The following is a 15564-nucleotide window of genomic DNA, read 5'->3' on the forward strand; positions in this document are numbered from 1 at the left end:
AGCGAGTCGAATCTCGCGAGTATTTGGCATTCATCCTTGAGGCAGAAACAGTGCACTCAAGGTGAGGAACAGCGGTGGTTGTATGGATGCAACAACTGAAATTGTATATACGATTGGTGCTATTGCCGGTTTCGTGGCACTGTTTTTCACCATAGGTAGATTCTTTGCCTACAGGGCAGAGCGTCTAAAGCGTAGTGAAATCGAAACAGAGCAGAGGCTAAAAAAGGCGGCTGCAGAACGCGTACGTCTCCACAATGAAAAGCTAGCTCTAGCCAGTGAAGGATTAGTATCTGCCCAACTTGAACTCGCGAGAGAAAGTGAGAAATCCAATCCCAAAGAAGCCCTTTTCTGGTATGAACGTGCTGCCGAACAAGATGACATGGAAGGTATTAAAGGTTTTGTTCGAGTCTGTGAAAGCTCCGACGAAGAGATAGTGGCGCAAGATAAATACCGTTATTGGAAAAACGCACTAGAAGCTGCAAAAGGTGATGAACAAGCCGAGTTTGAACAGGGCTTGGCACTGTTTGAAGGCTATGGCATCCGAAGCAATATGGACAGAGGTTTAGAGCTTATCGAACATGCTGCTTCGAAGCGCTGTGTTCGTGCTCAGATGTTTTTAGCTGAATGGTACAAGTCGCCAGAAAACCCATTTTCTAATAAAGAAACTGCCAAAATGTGGATGGATAGAGCGGATGGCAATATAGAGGATGAGTCCAAATAGAAGGTCTGCGAACTGCTTATTCGCGGTCTATACTTTTCGAGGTTGAGAAAGAAAAATGAGTAGGGGCAAAGGTTGTGCCCTGTTAGATCAGAAGGAATCGAGATGAAGAAGCTAGCTTTAGCGCTCGCTTTGGCGAGCAGCCTAGGAATGGCTCATGCAGCTGAAGAGGTGGCTGCAGAAGGAGCAGCAACAGGTTCAGCTCCAGCAACTGGAGCGGCTGCGGGAGCAGGAGCTGCAGGTGTCGCTACTGGGTCTGTAGTGGGTGCAGTAGTTGCTGTGAGTGCCGTGGTAATTGTTGGTGGCATAGCAATAGCCGATGCAGGTGATGACTCCCCATCTACCACCATAGATGTAGAATAAACCTTAGAGCCACCAAGATTTTGGTGGCTTTTTTGTGCCTGTTGCATGGAAGAATTTTTTAAACTCTTCGCTGTTCTCAAACACTCCACTCTTTCCACTCGAAGAGCTCTTTTTGTCTGCCTACTAGTCTTGCCTGTGTCTGCTTGTACCCAAAAGTTTAAAGACCTCGGGGCAACGGTAGACAATGCGGTATTCGGAGAGAAAGATATACAGCTTTCAGAGCAAGAATTGCGAGCCTCTCCCTATGCTAGCCTCTATGCTCGTGTGGATGACGGACGCCAGATCCACATGGTGCTGGCATTTGCTGAAACCGACCCATTAACGGGAAAACAGCTGTTGAAATGGATGTCGGCAGACAGAGCCATGATCGTTACCCTCGAAGGTCGTATCGTTAAGACCCTTGCCCTTCCAGATGCCAATTTAGCAGGCCTAACGCTTGATTCCGATAGAGCCAGTTATGATTGGCAACCTGGCTATCGCTACGGCTACACCGCAGCAATCTCTAGAGAGAGGATTGCTAGTGAGCTAGTTGAAACGCCATTGCAGGACTTCAAGACAGAGCACTACATAGAGACTGTTAAGTTCGCGCAATTGGACGAGAGCATAGAGAATCACTATTGGATTAACAAGAAGGGGCGGGTGATAAAAACCGTTCAATATCTAGGTCCGGATATGCACAAGATAGAACTTCTGCTGATAAAGGATTTTGGATAGCCGATGGGACGATTTTTATCATGGATGATAAGCCTATTTGTTAGCACTCATCTCTTCGCAGTAGAGTTAGTCGTAGAACTCCCATTGCAGAATAAGGCTCTGCAGTACACGGAAAAGACTAGGCTCAGCCAAATTCTGATAGATGTCCATGGTGTGGTGCCTGAGCGATACTCCTTAGGCTTGTTTCTAGCTGATCCAAGTAAGCAAGCAGAGGTAGAAGAGCTATTTCAAGAGATAGAATCGGAGCTTGTTCAACGAAAGAATAAACCTAACTACACAGCGCTTAATCAAGCCTCGCAGACGATTCTTGAGCAACTGACTGGCTTTCAATTCAAAAGCCGGATACTGCTCAACCTGGATTATGACTGGGCAAGAGTGCGTCCGATGAGCGACCCTATGCTCACCTATCTAGGTCAGTCTAAGTTTGAGGTGTACGCATTCCCGCGGACTGAGCACATCACCTTAATAGGCGCTGTTGATAGACCGGGAAAGTTGACCTTTGAACCCCATTTTCAACTCACTGACTATCTAGACGAGCATGGAATTGTTCTTCTTGATGGCGCAAATAAAACCGAGGCCTTTGCTATTCAACCCGATGGAAAAGTCGTTGAAATGGGGTTTGGATGGTGGAATAGCAAAGAAACGTACCTTGCTCCCGGAGCGATTGTTTTTGTCGGTCTAAGTAGCCTTTGGAATGAAAATGAAGAACTGAATCGGCAAATTGCTGAGTTACTCGTACACAAGGTGGGTCTATGAAAAGGACCGCCTTTATAGCTGTATGTCTAGCTCCAATGACTATTAGTGCTGATGAGTTTTATTCTGCAAAGCTTGAACCCTCCCAGTCGGATTTTGGTGGTGTGGGATTAATGCAGATGCCCACAGGGCGAATGGCAAGAGAGGGGCAGTTTAGCTTTAATGGTACCTGGAACAACGAATACCATTGGTACAGCATTAGTTTGCAAGTGATGCCTTGGTTGGAGGCGAGTATTCGCTACACCTTGGTTCAAGACCTGCTATACAGTGGTGACCTAGATTTTAGTGGCGACAATGAGTTGGCAGATAAAGGTATCGACTTTAAGGTGCGGCTGTTAAAGGAGAGTCGGTACATTCCTGAGGTTTCTCTAGGCTTTCGGGATTTTGGTGGTACCGGTTTATTTGATGGAGAATTTCTAGCCGCGACTAAACGCTTTGGTCCACTCGATGCCACTGTAGGTATAGGGTGGGGCTATCTGGGACAGAGCGGAAATATCTCCAACCCTATGTGTTCCATCGCCGACAGGTTCTGTTCTAGACCACAAGGTTTCAGCGGCAACGGTGGGCAGTTCGATGCAGATAGATGGTTTACTGGCCCTGCTTCTATCTACGCTGGGATCGAGTACCAAACGCCGTTTCAGCCCCTTTCAATCAAAGTAGAATACGATACTAACGATTACTCGCAAGATGCCCCTGTAGTTCGCGGTAGGGCGGATATGACTCAACATATTCCCGTCAACTTTGGCCTTGTTTATAAACACCAAGATTGGGCTCATCTTCGAATGAGCTACGAACGTGGGGATACTTTCACTGCGGGTCTAACTCTAACCACTAATTTCAATGACCTTTACGCTACTTGGCTCGATGAGCCTGAACCAGAGTTGCGTCCTAATGGTTCGAATAAAACAACCGACTATTCGAGGCTAGCTCAGGACCTTTACGATGTGGCGGGATACAAGGTCTCCCACATAGAATTGGAACAAGATACGCTGGTGGTCGTGGCTGAACAAAGCAAGTATCGCGACCGCACAAAAGCAAGGTCTCGCGCCTCTACGGTTATCGCCAATCACACGCCTGAAAGTATTAAGTCTTATCACATCATAGAAACCAAAGAGTCTCTAGCAGTGACTCAAGCAGAGATAGACCGTCAGTCTTATCTTGCCTACAAAACCCAGCAGAGCCTAGATGCGGATTTCTCTCAAGGAGAAAAGTCCTACCCAGTTTTAAGGCGAAAAGGTTTGTCAGAGTATGAGGAGTTTGACCGCTTTGATTATGCCTTTTCACCGCAATTGGTACAGTCGTTTGGCTCGGCGGAGAGTTTTTATCTGTACAGTATTGGTGTGAATGCGGAGGCAAGCTTTTGGCTAACCCGCAACCTACAAGCTAGCGGTTCTTTGTATCTCAACCTCATCGATAATTACGACAAGTTCAATTACATAGCACCGCCAGATGGCACCGATGTGCCAAGGGTGCGGACCCTATTTAGGGCTTATGTTGATGAAAGCGCCCTTCGCATGAATAACCTGCAATTGACCTGGTTCGAGGACTTTGGCGACAACTGGTTCTTCCAAGGCTACGGTGGGTATCTCGAGACCATGTTCGCTGGTGTAGGTGCAGAGGTGCTTTATCGCCCGGTTAATGCCAGCTGGGCAATCGGTGCAGATTTTAACTTTATTGCTCAACGTGACCCAGAGTCTTGGTTTGGTGTATTTGAAGATTCAAGGCAGTTTAGCGAGGCTGATCAGCGTTATTACAACGTGGTTGATAAAGGCACTACTGGTTTCTTAACCGCTTACTACATGCCACAGTGGTCATGGCTAGATGATACTTTGCTTAAAGTAGGTGCTGGTGAGTTCTTAGCTGGAGATATCGGTGCTCGTATCGATTTCTCTAAACAGTTTGATAGCGGGGTGATTGCAGGAGTGTTTGCCAGTATTACCGATCTAACCCCTGAAGAATACGGAGAAGGAAGCTTCACTAAGGGCTTTTATATCTCGGTACCCTTTGATGTGATGACGGTGAAACCAAGTGGCAATCGAGCTTCATTTAGCTGGCAACCTATTACCCGTGATGGCGGGCAGATGCTCAAGCGCAAGTATCAACTGTTCGACGTGACGGATGCGCGAAGTTCTTGGTATCAAAGACCTGCACAAAGAAATACCCCTTAGTAAGCTAAGGGGTATTTAGGGTCAACAGGTTAGTTTTCGTAAACCACCTCGTCTAGATAGCGCATATAAGCATTACGCAGACGAATTGGATTGCTGTCGAAGTAGTTCGGGTTGAGCCTAGCTCTATCGAAGTATTGTCTGTCTAGGTTGTGGTAGTTATTCGCTGTTTGACCAAGACCAGTGTTGAGCTCGTTTCGAGTATCACCAACGCGCGTCTGAACACCGAAGTTCCACTCGCTGACACCACGAACCGTCAGGTACTCTGGATTCATACCGCGCCAGAAGGTCAGTGGGATAGAGACATTCAGGGTAACGAATTGCTCGCGCTCGCTGTTTAGATAGGTCGCATCTAATCGAGTATCACCAAGCCAGTGGCTAGAGGTTGCCTTAACGCCCTGATCTCCACCCCAGAACTCACCACCTTGAACCTGCATTTGCCAGTTCCACTGTGCCACTGACAGTCGATAATGGGCAAGCATAGGGGTTTTTGCATCCTCAGTGCTGTTATCTGCATCAAAATAGCCAACCTCAAAGCCAAGGTTGTGCATACCTGATTGGCTGTACCACTGGGTCTCGTTTTGACCGCCGTAGTAGTCACTGCGCACCAAACCAAGGCTGAATTGAGTCATTAGGTCTGCTGGCAGGCGAAAGGCCTGATGCACAAGCGCTCGGTCTATCTCGTTCTCTAGCGCGTCTGGTGCGTAGTAGCCATCATCATAATCGTCACTATTTGCGATAGGCAGTATGTGGCGAATATCGATTGCGGCACCTTTCCATAGTGGCGTATACAGGTTAGTTCCAAGACCTATTGAATAGTCGAAGAAACCATACTCTGTGGCAACCGCGTAGTTCATCACTGGAGAGAAAATAAGCTCGCTGTAGCCAAAGCCATCGTTAACGGTTTCATAGCGCCAGTTTGTTTGCTCTAGTTTGGCATTCAGCCCTTCGTTTGAGAATTCAACTTGGCTACATTCAGCACCGGTTTTTAGGAAATCTCGATAGCAGTTAAGCTCGGTATTGATGGCGAGCATAGGGATCTTGTTCTGCAAAAGAACCAACTCAATCTTCTGGGCACTGTTAGAGCCTCGAGGCAATTCAGAGAACAAGTCTTCGCCAGAATTTGCAGAGATAATACCTAGAGCCACGCCTGCACCATCCATAGGGTTGTGCTGGTAGCGCTTACTTTCGAGGGCAATAACCAAGGTGTCTAGATTAGAACCAACTCGAATGTTTACAAAGCCCTCTTTTTCTAGCTGACCAATAAGCTGAGTAAGGCTACTTGCTTCAGCTTTGGCGAGCTCAGTTTCAAGTTGAGTTTGGGCGTTTGGCTTGATGTCTGAGTATTTTTTACGGGTGAAGGTATCTCCAAAGAAAGGAACTGAAGCACTTACACCCCATAGGGTTTGGTCTTGATTCTCATGACCAGAATAGAGTTGATACTGAGCCGCTAGTTGAGCACCGTATGGCAGCATATCCTGAGGCGTTATTAGACGAACAGCGGCATTGAATTCTTGGGCGTCGTACTCACCCGTTAGCTGAACAAAATCAAAGGGTTGCCACTCTGCACCAGCAAAAGGACCATCGAGTACACCTAGGCTCAAGTCAGACTTACCGTAACCGCCGCTCAAGCGAAGATTAAACGCATCGATCTCGGTATCGGCTACCACGAAGTAGGCATCGAAGTTGCTGGCCGCTCCGCCTATATCCTGGGCACCGAATGCTAGGTTGAATCCGGTCCACTCCTCGAGATAGGGAAGCTGGAATTTGGTGGTGGCTGACAGGTCGCGGATGCCACAGCCGGACTCGAAATAGCCATTACAGTCGTAGGTATCAGTAACGATACGACCACCTACTTCAAGGTGTGGGAACACCCCAGCATTTACGTACCAATGGTCAAGCTCGGCAATAGCTCCACGGTAGGGAACGCCCTGGCCAAATTGAGCACTGCCTCGGCCCGTTTCTAGGGTTTGCGCATTGGGTGTGAAGATTAGACCACTGAAGCCTTGTTGTGATGGCAATATATCGACCTTTGCCATAGCTGGGTAACTGAAAGCGGTGACGAGCGAGAGTGAGAGGGCTCGTGAAACAGGTGTGCGCATAGGAACATCCATATCCTAGGTTGCAAAGAAAAGAGAGACAAACAACGCCTCATGTGGAGGCGTTGTGATTGTTGGCTGTTAGCCTGTAGTACCGCCACCGCCGGTTGGTGGTGGAAGTTCCTCTTCAGGGATTGGTTCTTGTTCTTCACCCTCTTCCGGTGGTGGGACAGGAGGAGGTGTTGTATCTTCTGGGTCAGCAGCTTGTTCAAATACTGGTGGACTATTTGGATCGTCAGGGTCACTAGGAGAGTTGAATACCGATGCCATATCTACGTATGTAGGTACAACATTTCCATCGGCATCAGTTGTAGTCGGGAAGTCGGGATCTTCAGCTAAAACCTCTGCTGATTTTTTCGTTGCGGTTTGTAGTGCTGATGAATCAACAGTTCCATTATCAATACCATCTACCTGACTTGCGATAGCATCAGAAAGGATCATAGTTGAAGCTTGTAGGTTCTTAGAATCTTCTGCACTCAGGCCACTTAGAACTGATTGCGGATCGGTCAGGAATTGCTGACGCTGCGCCGCGGTAAGCTCTGTACCGCCAGGGATAGTCTCCGCAAACGCTTCTTCAAGAAATGCATCCACGTCCACTGGTTCGCCTTTTTCCTCCGCTTCAGCGATTTTCAGAGCAACAAGCGTCGAGTATGGTGTCGCTGCAATGGCTTGACCAGAAGTCATCAACTGAGAAGGCACGATATAACGAACATTGGTCATGTCTTTACCGTTACTTTCATCGATTGCGGCACGTGTACCACCAGCGCCGGTAAGATTCTCACCAAATTCAAAGAAACACTGAGCCGGGTCTTCGTCAAACAGTGGGAAGTTACCAACCCCAATATTGATAGTACCGTTACCGCCGGTTTCTCCAATGTAATCTAAGCCATTGCCACAATCGATGTAAGCATCGAGGTAACGAACTGCTCCATCGAAGGCTTGTAATGGTGTCGACTGAGGCTCGACTCGGTTTTCGTTATCACTGCCGCAAGCTACTAGCAATCCCGCGCTCACAGCTAAAGTTAGAATTTTATATTTCACAGTATCCTCCTGTGTGAAATAACTGTCTCGTGGACAATTCGAAAAAGGTTTACTTCACATTAGTGCCAGTGATAGGCCACTGAAATCCCGAAATAATCGATATCAGGTCCACCGATGTCGTTGTACCAAGTGTACTCAAGAGCGCCTGACCAATTCTTGTGGAACTGATACTCTAAGCCGGCACCAAGGTGCGGGGTCCAACCGTTTTCGCTCTCATAAACACCAGAGCCATTTGCATTCCAGTCGAACCATTGTGTCCCTGCCTTACCAAAGATAGACAGTTTCTCAACAATCTCATAAGAGGCTTTTGCGGTTAGGTTGATAACTTGAGCGTCGTAACTACCAGAAACGTCTTTTAGGTCTGCTTCACCAAGATCATGATAGCCCAATTCCACCGCTAGCCACGGTAGAGCTTGCATGCCTACAAATGCACCCCAAGAGAAGTCAGAGTCGTCAACGCCAGTGACGTCAGTTACTGCAGAGCCGAGACTTCCAAAGTTAGCTGAACCAAATTTCAGACCACCGTAGTAATGTGGAGAGAAGGTACTGTCAGTTTCAGCAGCGAATGCTGTTGATGAGATGGCCAACATTAATGGAACAGCTAAGGTTATTTTTTTCATTGGCTGATTTCCTTTTCTAGCTTTAAAAAAGAACCGTTGTTAGTGAGTTCAATATTTAACCTAACATATTGTTCTGTATAAGACTTTACAGTTTGTTTACTATTTATCTAAGGTTGTTGGCTTTGTGTTGTTATTGTGATCTATGCATCATTTTGTTGAATGTCGTTATTGAACTTTTCTTGTCTTGAATGAATGAGAGCAAGAATCGGGTTGCTTGAAACTAGGTCCTCTTACAAACTTTAAGTATCAGAAATATCGAGGAAAACAGTGTGAATCTTGCCAGTATGTTGCGTCTTATCTCTCTTGCAGCGATATGGGGTGGCTCTTTCTTGTTTATGCGAATGTCGGCGAATGCTTTGGGTCCTGCCTATCTTATTGAGGCTAGGGTAGCTCTAGCGGCAATCAGTCTTCTTGCTGTGGCGATTTACTTCAAACGTAGCCTGCCTTTGATAGCGCATAGAAAGCACTTCTTTATTATTGGTCTGTTCAATACGGCGCTTCCGTTTTTGTTATTTGCCTATGCAGCTCAGACTCTACCCGCATCTGTGCTTTCTATCTTGAACTCTACAGCAGCGATCTGGGGGGCGGCGATTGCGATTATTTGGACACGAACTCTGCCGAGCCTTAAAGCTGTGTTTGGTTTGATGTCCGGTGTTATTGGGGTGATTATCTTGGTCGGTGTCGATAAGACTAACCTAGGTGATGGCTCGGGTTGGGCGATGCTGGCTGGGGTAATGGCAGCCTGTTGCTACGGTATTGCCAGTAATTATGCCAAGAACGCGCCGAAGATATCTTCGTTTAACAATGCGCATGGCAGTATGTGGATGGCGAGCCTAATCGTTTTGCCGTTACTGCCTCTGATGCCGATGCGAGAAGAGCCGACTCTGACTATTTCTGTGTCTGTGATTGCCCTTGGGGTTGTCTGTACTGGTTTGGCTTATCTGCTTTACTTCCGATTAATTGAAGACATTGGCGCTGCGTCTGCGCTCTCTGTTACCTTCCTAATCCCTTTATTTGGCATCTTGTGGGGCAACCTGTTTTTGAATGAACAGGTTGGTTGGAATACTGTATTGGGGGCTGTATTTGTAGTTGGCGGCACTATGTTGGTAACGGGCTTTTCTATTAAATCCTTTGTGATGTCGAGGACTGCGCGCAATGAATCTTAATGAAACAGAGCGCCACTATGATGTGGTCAAGCGTGCTATCGAGTTCATCCGTGATAATACTTTGAATCAACCTAGTTTAGCTGAGGTCGCAGAGTCGGTTCATATGAGTGAATATCATTTGCAACGCTTGTTTGTGCAGTGGGCTGGGATATCTCCCAAGCGCTTTATGCAGTCTTTGACTAAGCAACATGCAATGCAAATGTTGAGACAGTCTGACTCGCTGCTTGACGTTGCCCATGAAGTAGGGCTCTCCGGTACTGGTCGTTTGCATGACCTTATGGTCACCTGTGAGGCTATGACTCCGGGTGAGATTCAAAGCTTGGGTGACAAACTGGTTATTGAATATGGGGTGGCTGTAACGCCCTTTGGTCAGGCTTTGATAGGGTGGACCAAACGCGGCATCTGTTATTTGCAGTTTGTTGATCAAGATATCAAGCTCAAAGAAACCCACCTTCGGGAGCAATGGCCATTGGCGAGTTTCCAGTTGTCTGATGCGCAATTTATCGCAGACAAGATATTCCCATCAGAAAAAGGGCATACACCTGAGAGGTTAAACCTGCTAGTTAAAGGGAGTAACTTCCAGATTAAGGTCTGGGAAGCGCTTATCAACAGCCAGCCTGGTGAGCTTTATTCTTACGGCCAAATAGCCAAGAAGATAGATTCACCCAAGGCATCAAGAGCAGTAGGCACAGCACTTGCCAACAACAACATCGGCTTTTTGATTCCTTGTCATCGTGTGATTCGGGGAGATGGAGAGGTAGGGCAATTTAGATGGGGAGCAAGCCGAAAGCTTGCTATCCAAAGCTGGGAATCTGCTCCAACCGCTGGATAAAAAAATGCCCCGAAATTGTTCGGGGCATTTTCATGTTTGTCTTGCTAACTTAGAAGATAAGGTGGGCAACACCTGCAATCACTGGAAGCGTGATAATGGTACGCAGGATAAAGATGATAAATAGCTCACCAATATTTACTGGGATCTTACTACCTAATAGCAGTGCACCCACCTCAGACATATAGATAAGCTGAGTAACAGACATAGCTGCAATAACAAAACGAGTCAGCTCGCTATCGATAGATGCCGCTAGGATTGATGGGATAAACATATCCGCAAAACCAACCACGATAGTTTGTGATGCTGCCGCCGCCTCTGGGATGGCTAGAAGCTCTAGGAAAGGAATAAATGGCTTACCTAGGATGGCAAATACTGAAGTGTATTCTGCGATAACCAGCGCAATGGTACCTAGACCCATAACCACAGGTAGTACGCCAAATACCATGTCTACAGCATTCTTAACGCCTTCTTGAGCAACTGATTTAACAGACTTCACTTGTGCCGCTTTAGTCAGTGCTAGCTCCATACCCCAAGAGAAGGTCGAGTGACCTGCTGGGATAGCGTTGTGCTCATGGTGAGGAGCTGTGCCATCGATAAATAGGTCTTTCTTACGGCTAAGTGGTGGAAGACGAGGAATGATGATCGCCGCAACCAGACCTGCAAGACAGATAGCGCCATAGAAAGGTAGGAACAGGTGCTCCAACTCAACCTGAGCGATAACCACAAGGCTGAAAGTAATAGATACAGCTGAGAAGGTAGTACCCACAACCGCAGCTTCACGCTGGGTATAAAAGTTGTTCTCATACTGCTTGCTGGTCATCAGGATACCAACACTGCCGTCACCCAACCATGAAGCGATACAGTCGATTGCAGAGCGACCAGGAAGGTTGAAGATAGGACGCATTACCTTACTAAGCAGGGTGCCGAATAGTTCAAGCAGACCAAAGTTCAGTAGGAAAGGAAGCAGCAAGCCCGCGAAGATAAACACTGAGAACAGAGTTGGCAGAAGACCGTCTAGAACCAGACCACCAGTGTTCTCTTCCCAAACCGCTTCAGGACCCACTTGGAAGTAAGTCATCACTACCGCGATACCACCGATTACACGTACGGCTAGCCATAGTGGCGATGGGTTGAATAGGCTATTAAGGAACGGGCTGCGTTCAATAAATTCAGGGTTCTTTACTTTGCAGGCAAGGGATGCCGCTGCCATAAGCGCAATAACAAGGGTAACGATAGTTACAAGATGCGTTTCTAGTACAGATTGCAATGTCTTAGCTAGAACGGCCACTGGGATAGTCAGTGAGTCGTTATAGCTGATCGGTGCCATAAACAGGAATAGACCGATCACAGACGGGATAAAGAACTTCCAGAAATTCGCTTTTTTTGGCGCTTCTGATTGTGTTGTGCTGTTGTTTTGCATAGTTCGCTCGCGAGCAACGTGATTAGTTCGAGAATCACGAAGATCGTATTCTCGTTTTGCTGAAATTTTAGTTGGCGCGAATCATATATGCACAATTGTTTCTTGGCAATAGTATTCACTAAACACGTTTAAGTATTCAGTTGGTAATATGAGGCTGATCGGAATTGGTAGATTTATGTAAATGAGATTGGGTTAATGTTGATATTTCGTACTTAATTGAAGTGTTCCATCTGACTGGCAAATTCTACCCAATCTTGTTTATGTTGCTCGTAAACAGAGAAACTTGGCGGTGGGAAGTCTTGCACATCAAACACACCCATAGGAATCACTGCGAATTCACGCGCCACTGATAGCGACAACATCATAGTAGTGCCGCAAGCTGGGCAAAAGCTGTGCTTTACTGAATTCTGGCTATCCGCAATACGGGTAAAGTGGTTGAGATTGCCATTTATAGAAACATTTTCCTGAAGGAACCTTACCTGAACACCGAATACGCTCCCCGTCCTCTTTTGGCAGGAAATGCAGTGGCACAGGGCTGAGCGGATTGGCTCACCACGGGTCACTATTTCTACCTCGCCACAACTGCAGGATGCTTTGCGTATTTTGGTCATCGTTTATCTCCGAACTTTGTTACTGAAATCTTAGCGCAAAGGCGTTTTGTTGCACCAAACTCGTGTTTAAATCTGCGACATATTCATTGGTAAGGTGAGATTTACGACCGTTTTGCCAGAGGCTTTGTGAGAGATCTCTTACAAATGCGTGAGAAAAGGGGCTTTTATTACTGGAATAAAACAGAATTCTTACTCTAAATTATTGTTATATATGGTTATTTTTTGTTTTTATCGATCCCATAAATTATCTGAATGCCATACATCTATTGTTAGATCAGCAGAAAAAGACGAAACTTTAGTTGTAGGCAGGAAGCCGAGGAAATGGATACCTCAGGATGAGGGACGATGACTAGGATAGTCATTGAAAAAGGACTTAGGACATTGTACGGATACATTAGTTACTAGGATGGTAGCTAGCAAAGGATCGCAATGGACACCTCTAGGATAGAGGAAAGGAACAACATCAGGATGATGTAAAGGATACCGCTCAAGGATATGAGTGAGCAGCACCAAAAAGGACATTGGTCAGCCGGGATAAGGCGTTGGACACCGCTAGGAAGGCGAGAAAGGAATAAGCTTAGGATAAGCAGGCTATCAAGGATTAGATGCAAGGAGCACTTTTTAGTAGCCGGATTGCTGCGAGTAAGACTATAACCCCGTCGGGCTTTCGCCCTTCGGGGTTTTTCTTTATCTGCTCTTGATAAAACCCTTCCCAGAGTCGCACCTTACTCTCCACCACATTTTGTCATCTTGATCGCGTTTCTTAGTTAAATCCGTTTCCTCATAACCGTTATTCATTGCAATTCATATGCTGAGTGGGAGCATAGTTTGTACAAGCGAAAAGGCTTGCTGTATCTGATACAAGATTTGCGTAACTTAAGGGGGAAATTAGTTATGAGTGTTCAGGGATGTATAGATTATCTTGCGTCGGTGAGAAACCTAAAGTCGAAAGAGAGCGACAGTAAACAATCTCGAATGTTAGACGTTGACCACTATTTTGAAGAGAAACGCCTGCAGCGCTTGGAAGACGGTTTGTTTGAGAGTGAGAGTATCTATCTGATGGGTGCGAGCAACAAAGGAACTAACAATTCAAGCGTCTCGCTAGACCAGGGAATGGTGTTTAGAAGCAGCGACGACTAGAAAAGTTTCATTAAAAATCCCGGAGCATGTCGGCACACTCCGGGATGGTTTCTTGCGTCTATTAAACGGAGTTTTTCAGCTCTGTCGTGATCTCTGCAGCACTGCCATTGACCACATTAAGATGAACATCTCGTTGTGGGAATGGGATGGTAATGCCTTTCGCGTCGAACTGACGTTTGATCTCTTCGGTGACATCCCAATAGGTATCCCAATAGTCGTCGGTCTTAACCCAAGGACGGACAATCAGGTCTACTGAAGATTCGTTTAGGGTATGAACACGCACGTTCGGTTCAGGCTTCTTCAGAACCATATCGTTCGCTTCAAGCACATCCATTGCAATTTTCTTCGCATAGTCGAAGTCGTCTTCGTAGGCGATACCAAATACCATATCCACACGGCGAACACGTTCAGCGGTCATGTTGTTGATCACATCACCCCAAATCTTATTGTTTGGAATGACTAGTGTTTGGTTATCTAGGGTTCGGATGGTGGTCGATACTAGGCTCATATGGCTCACAGTGCCTTGGATGCCAGCTACCTGAACCAAGTCTTTTACATCGAATGGACGGTAGATCAGTATCATCAAGCCAGATGCGAAGTTGGAGAGGGTATCTTGCAATGCAAAACCAATGATGACACCAGCGACACCGAAACCAGTAAGCAGTGGACCAAGGTTAATGCCCAGTTGTGATAGACCAATCAATAGGCCGATAAAGGTCACTGCCTTGGACGCGATAGAAATAAAGAAGTCCTGCATCAAGACGCTGAAATCCATCTTGGAGTGCGAGACACTCTTTTTGACCAGATTAGCGACTACCTTAGCCAGTGAACGTGTGATCCAAAGGATGACACAGAACACCAGTAGCTTAACTACTAGCGACGGTGTGCTGTCGAGCGCCCAGTCTTTAAATGAATCTATCCATTCACTCAAAAGCCCCCAAGCCACGTTTACATCCAGTACATCGGCATTGATATCACCCGTCATCGCAAACAGTGTTTGCTTGTAGTCGGTAACATCTAGGCCATATTTCTCCATCAGACTAACAGTGTTGTTCAGACTCGCGAGGAGGAACTTTTGAAGCTGAACCAAAGCGATGGTTTGTTTGGTCACGTTGCCTTTGTCTTCTTCAGCAGTGAAGTTGAGGCGCTCATCTAGGGCTTTTTTACGTGAATCTAAATAGATAGCGATGTCGTATAATTGTTCACCACGGGTAGCTAGGTCTTGTTTAAATTGAGTCTCGTCAATCTCAATTCCCAAGCTTTTAGCCCAATCCAAGGTCGTAGAAAGCTCGTTGTAATAAACATCTACCGTGCTGAGTCTCTGCTGTGCTAAGAACTGGAGTTCTGCTTTATCCGCAGCTTCTGCCCTACGTGAATCTTCAAATAACTGCGCTGACTTTATCTCTGAAAAATCGATGAGTGCTTGCAGGAGCGTGGCTTGCTCAGTCACCAAAAGCTTTAGCTTCTCTGGGTCAGATTTAGCACTGATTTCTGCTCCAATCTGCTCTCGCAGCACGCTGTTCTTACGACGTAAAACGTCTTCAAGGAAAAGGCTTTCTTCTTTCTCTGAGGCCTTCACCTTCTTGACTTGAGCAGAAATTGCAGTCTGCTGTTTTATTAGATGATCGATATCGGCGGCGTGCGCCAGACCGATACAAAGTGGAAGCAGTATCGCTAGCAGGAGTCTACCTAGTTTCATGCTCGTATCTCTTTGAATTTATGTGAAAAAATAGATGCCGAGTTGGCTAGCATGAGTATAGGAAACAAAGTTCGGTTTTGCTGACAGATGATTGTCAGGAAAATTTGGCGAACAAAGAAACGGCGGATTCCTTGAACAATATTTATTCTAAACTAGCATTTATTAACATAAAAATAACATTAAGTGATGTCAGTCCGTTGTCGGCATTAAGCATTTGGGTTGC

General features: G+C 46.4%; 14 protein-coding genes. 8 read left to right on the forward strand and 6 right to left on the reverse strand.

The window, feature by feature from the left end; translation table 11 throughout:
- Positions 1-82 precede the first annotated feature (82 nt).
- The 5 genes from Pcarn_RS16610 (at position 83) to Pcarn_RS16630 (ending at position 4716) form a co-directional block, all read left to right on the forward strand.
- Positions 83-721, forward strand: coding sequence for a tetratricopeptide repeat protein (locus tag Pcarn_RS16610; protein ID WP_261837041.1), 639 nt, complete (start codon positions 83-85; stop codon positions 719-721).
- Positions 722-823: 102 nt separating this feature from the next.
- Positions 824-1081, forward strand: coding sequence for a hypothetical protein (locus Pcarn_RS16615; protein ID WP_261837042.1), 258 nt, complete (start codon positions 824-826; stop codon positions 1079-1081).
- 135 nt (positions 1082-1216) lie between these two features.
- Positions 1217-1795, forward strand: a complete 579-nt coding sequence (locus Pcarn_RS16620; RefSeq protein ID WP_261837043.1) for a YjbF family lipoprotein — start codon at positions 1217-1219, stop codon at positions 1793-1795.
- A gap of 3 nt (positions 1796-1798) precedes the next feature.
- A complete protein-coding gene (locus tag Pcarn_RS16625; protein ID WP_261837044.1) occupies positions 1799-2551 on the forward strand; it encodes a capsule biosynthesis GfcC family protein in 753 nt (250 codons plus the stop codon).
- A complete protein-coding gene (locus tag Pcarn_RS16630) occupies positions 2548-4716 on the forward strand; it encodes a YjbH domain-containing protein (RefSeq protein WP_261837045.1) in 2169 nt (722 codons plus the stop codon). The genes Pcarn_RS16625 and Pcarn_RS16630 overlap by 4 nt, the downstream gene beginning before the upstream one ends.
- Before the next feature lie 29 nt (positions 4717-4745).
- On the opposite strand, the gene Pcarn_RS16635 is transcribed toward Pcarn_RS16630, so the two are convergent.
- The 3 genes from Pcarn_RS16635 to Pcarn_RS16645 form a co-directional block, all read right to left on the reverse strand.
- Positions 4746-6815, reverse strand: a complete 2070-nt coding sequence (locus Pcarn_RS16635) for a YjbH domain-containing protein (RefSeq protein WP_261837046.1) — start codon at positions 6813-6815, stop codon at positions 4746-4748.
- 78 nt (positions 6816-6893) lie between these two features.
- On the reverse strand, positions 6894-7853 hold the full coding sequence (locus Pcarn_RS16640) for a hypothetical protein (RefSeq protein ID WP_261837047.1): 960 nt from the start codon (positions 7851-7853) through the stop codon (positions 6894-6896).
- Positions 7854-7912: 59 nt separating this feature from the next.
- On the reverse strand, positions 7913-8473 hold the full coding sequence (locus Pcarn_RS16645) for an outer membrane beta-barrel protein (RefSeq protein ID WP_261837048.1): 561 nt from the start codon (positions 8471-8473) through the stop codon (positions 7913-7915).
- A gap of 269 nt (positions 8474-8742) precedes the next feature.
- Here Pcarn_RS16645 and Pcarn_RS16650 point away from each other — a divergent pair, with 269 nt between their 5' ends.
- Positions 8743-9639: a DMT family transporter gene (locus Pcarn_RS16650; protein WP_261837049.1), complete on the forward strand. Its 897-nt coding sequence runs from the start codon at positions 8743-8745 to the stop codon at positions 9637-9639.
- On the forward strand, positions 9629-10471 hold the full coding sequence (locus tag Pcarn_RS16655) for a methylated-DNA--[protein]-cysteine S-methyltransferase (protein WP_261837050.1): 843 nt from the start codon (positions 9629-9631) through the stop codon (positions 10469-10471). The genes Pcarn_RS16650 and Pcarn_RS16655 overlap by 11 nt, the downstream gene beginning before the upstream one ends.
- Before the next feature lie 49 nt (positions 10472-10520).
- Here Pcarn_RS16655 and Pcarn_RS16660 read toward each other — a convergent pair whose 3' ends face one another.
- Entirely contained in the window at positions 10521-11891 is a 1371-nt protein-coding gene (locus Pcarn_RS16660; RefSeq protein ID WP_261837051.1) for a YjiH family protein, read from the reverse strand.
- A gap of 212 nt (positions 11892-12103) precedes the next feature.
- Positions 12104-12502 (reverse strand): GFA family protein, encoded by a 399-nt coding sequence (locus tag Pcarn_RS16665; RefSeq protein ID WP_261837052.1) that lies wholly within the window; start codon positions 12500-12502, stop codon positions 12104-12106.
- A gap of 894 nt (positions 12503-13396) precedes the next feature.
- Between Pcarn_RS16665 and Pcarn_RS16670 the strand changes: the two genes are divergently transcribed.
- Positions 13397-13642 (forward strand): hypothetical protein, encoded by a 246-nt coding sequence (locus Pcarn_RS16670; protein WP_261837053.1) that lies wholly within the window; start codon positions 13397-13399, stop codon positions 13640-13642.
- Positions 13643-13703: 61 nt separating this feature from the next.
- On the opposite strand, the gene Pcarn_RS16675 is transcribed toward Pcarn_RS16670, so the two are convergent.
- Positions 13704-15341, reverse strand: a complete 1638-nt coding sequence (locus Pcarn_RS16675) for a mechanosensitive ion channel family protein (protein ID WP_261837054.1) — start codon at positions 15339-15341, stop codon at positions 13704-13706.
- Positions 15342-15564: the final 223 nt, after the last annotated feature.

Origin of the sequence: Vibrio ishigakensis, assembly GCF_024347675.1 — a bacterium.
GTDB classification, from domain to species: Bacteria; Pseudomonadota; Gammaproteobacteria; order Enterobacterales; family Vibrionaceae; genus Vibrio; species Vibrio ishigakensis.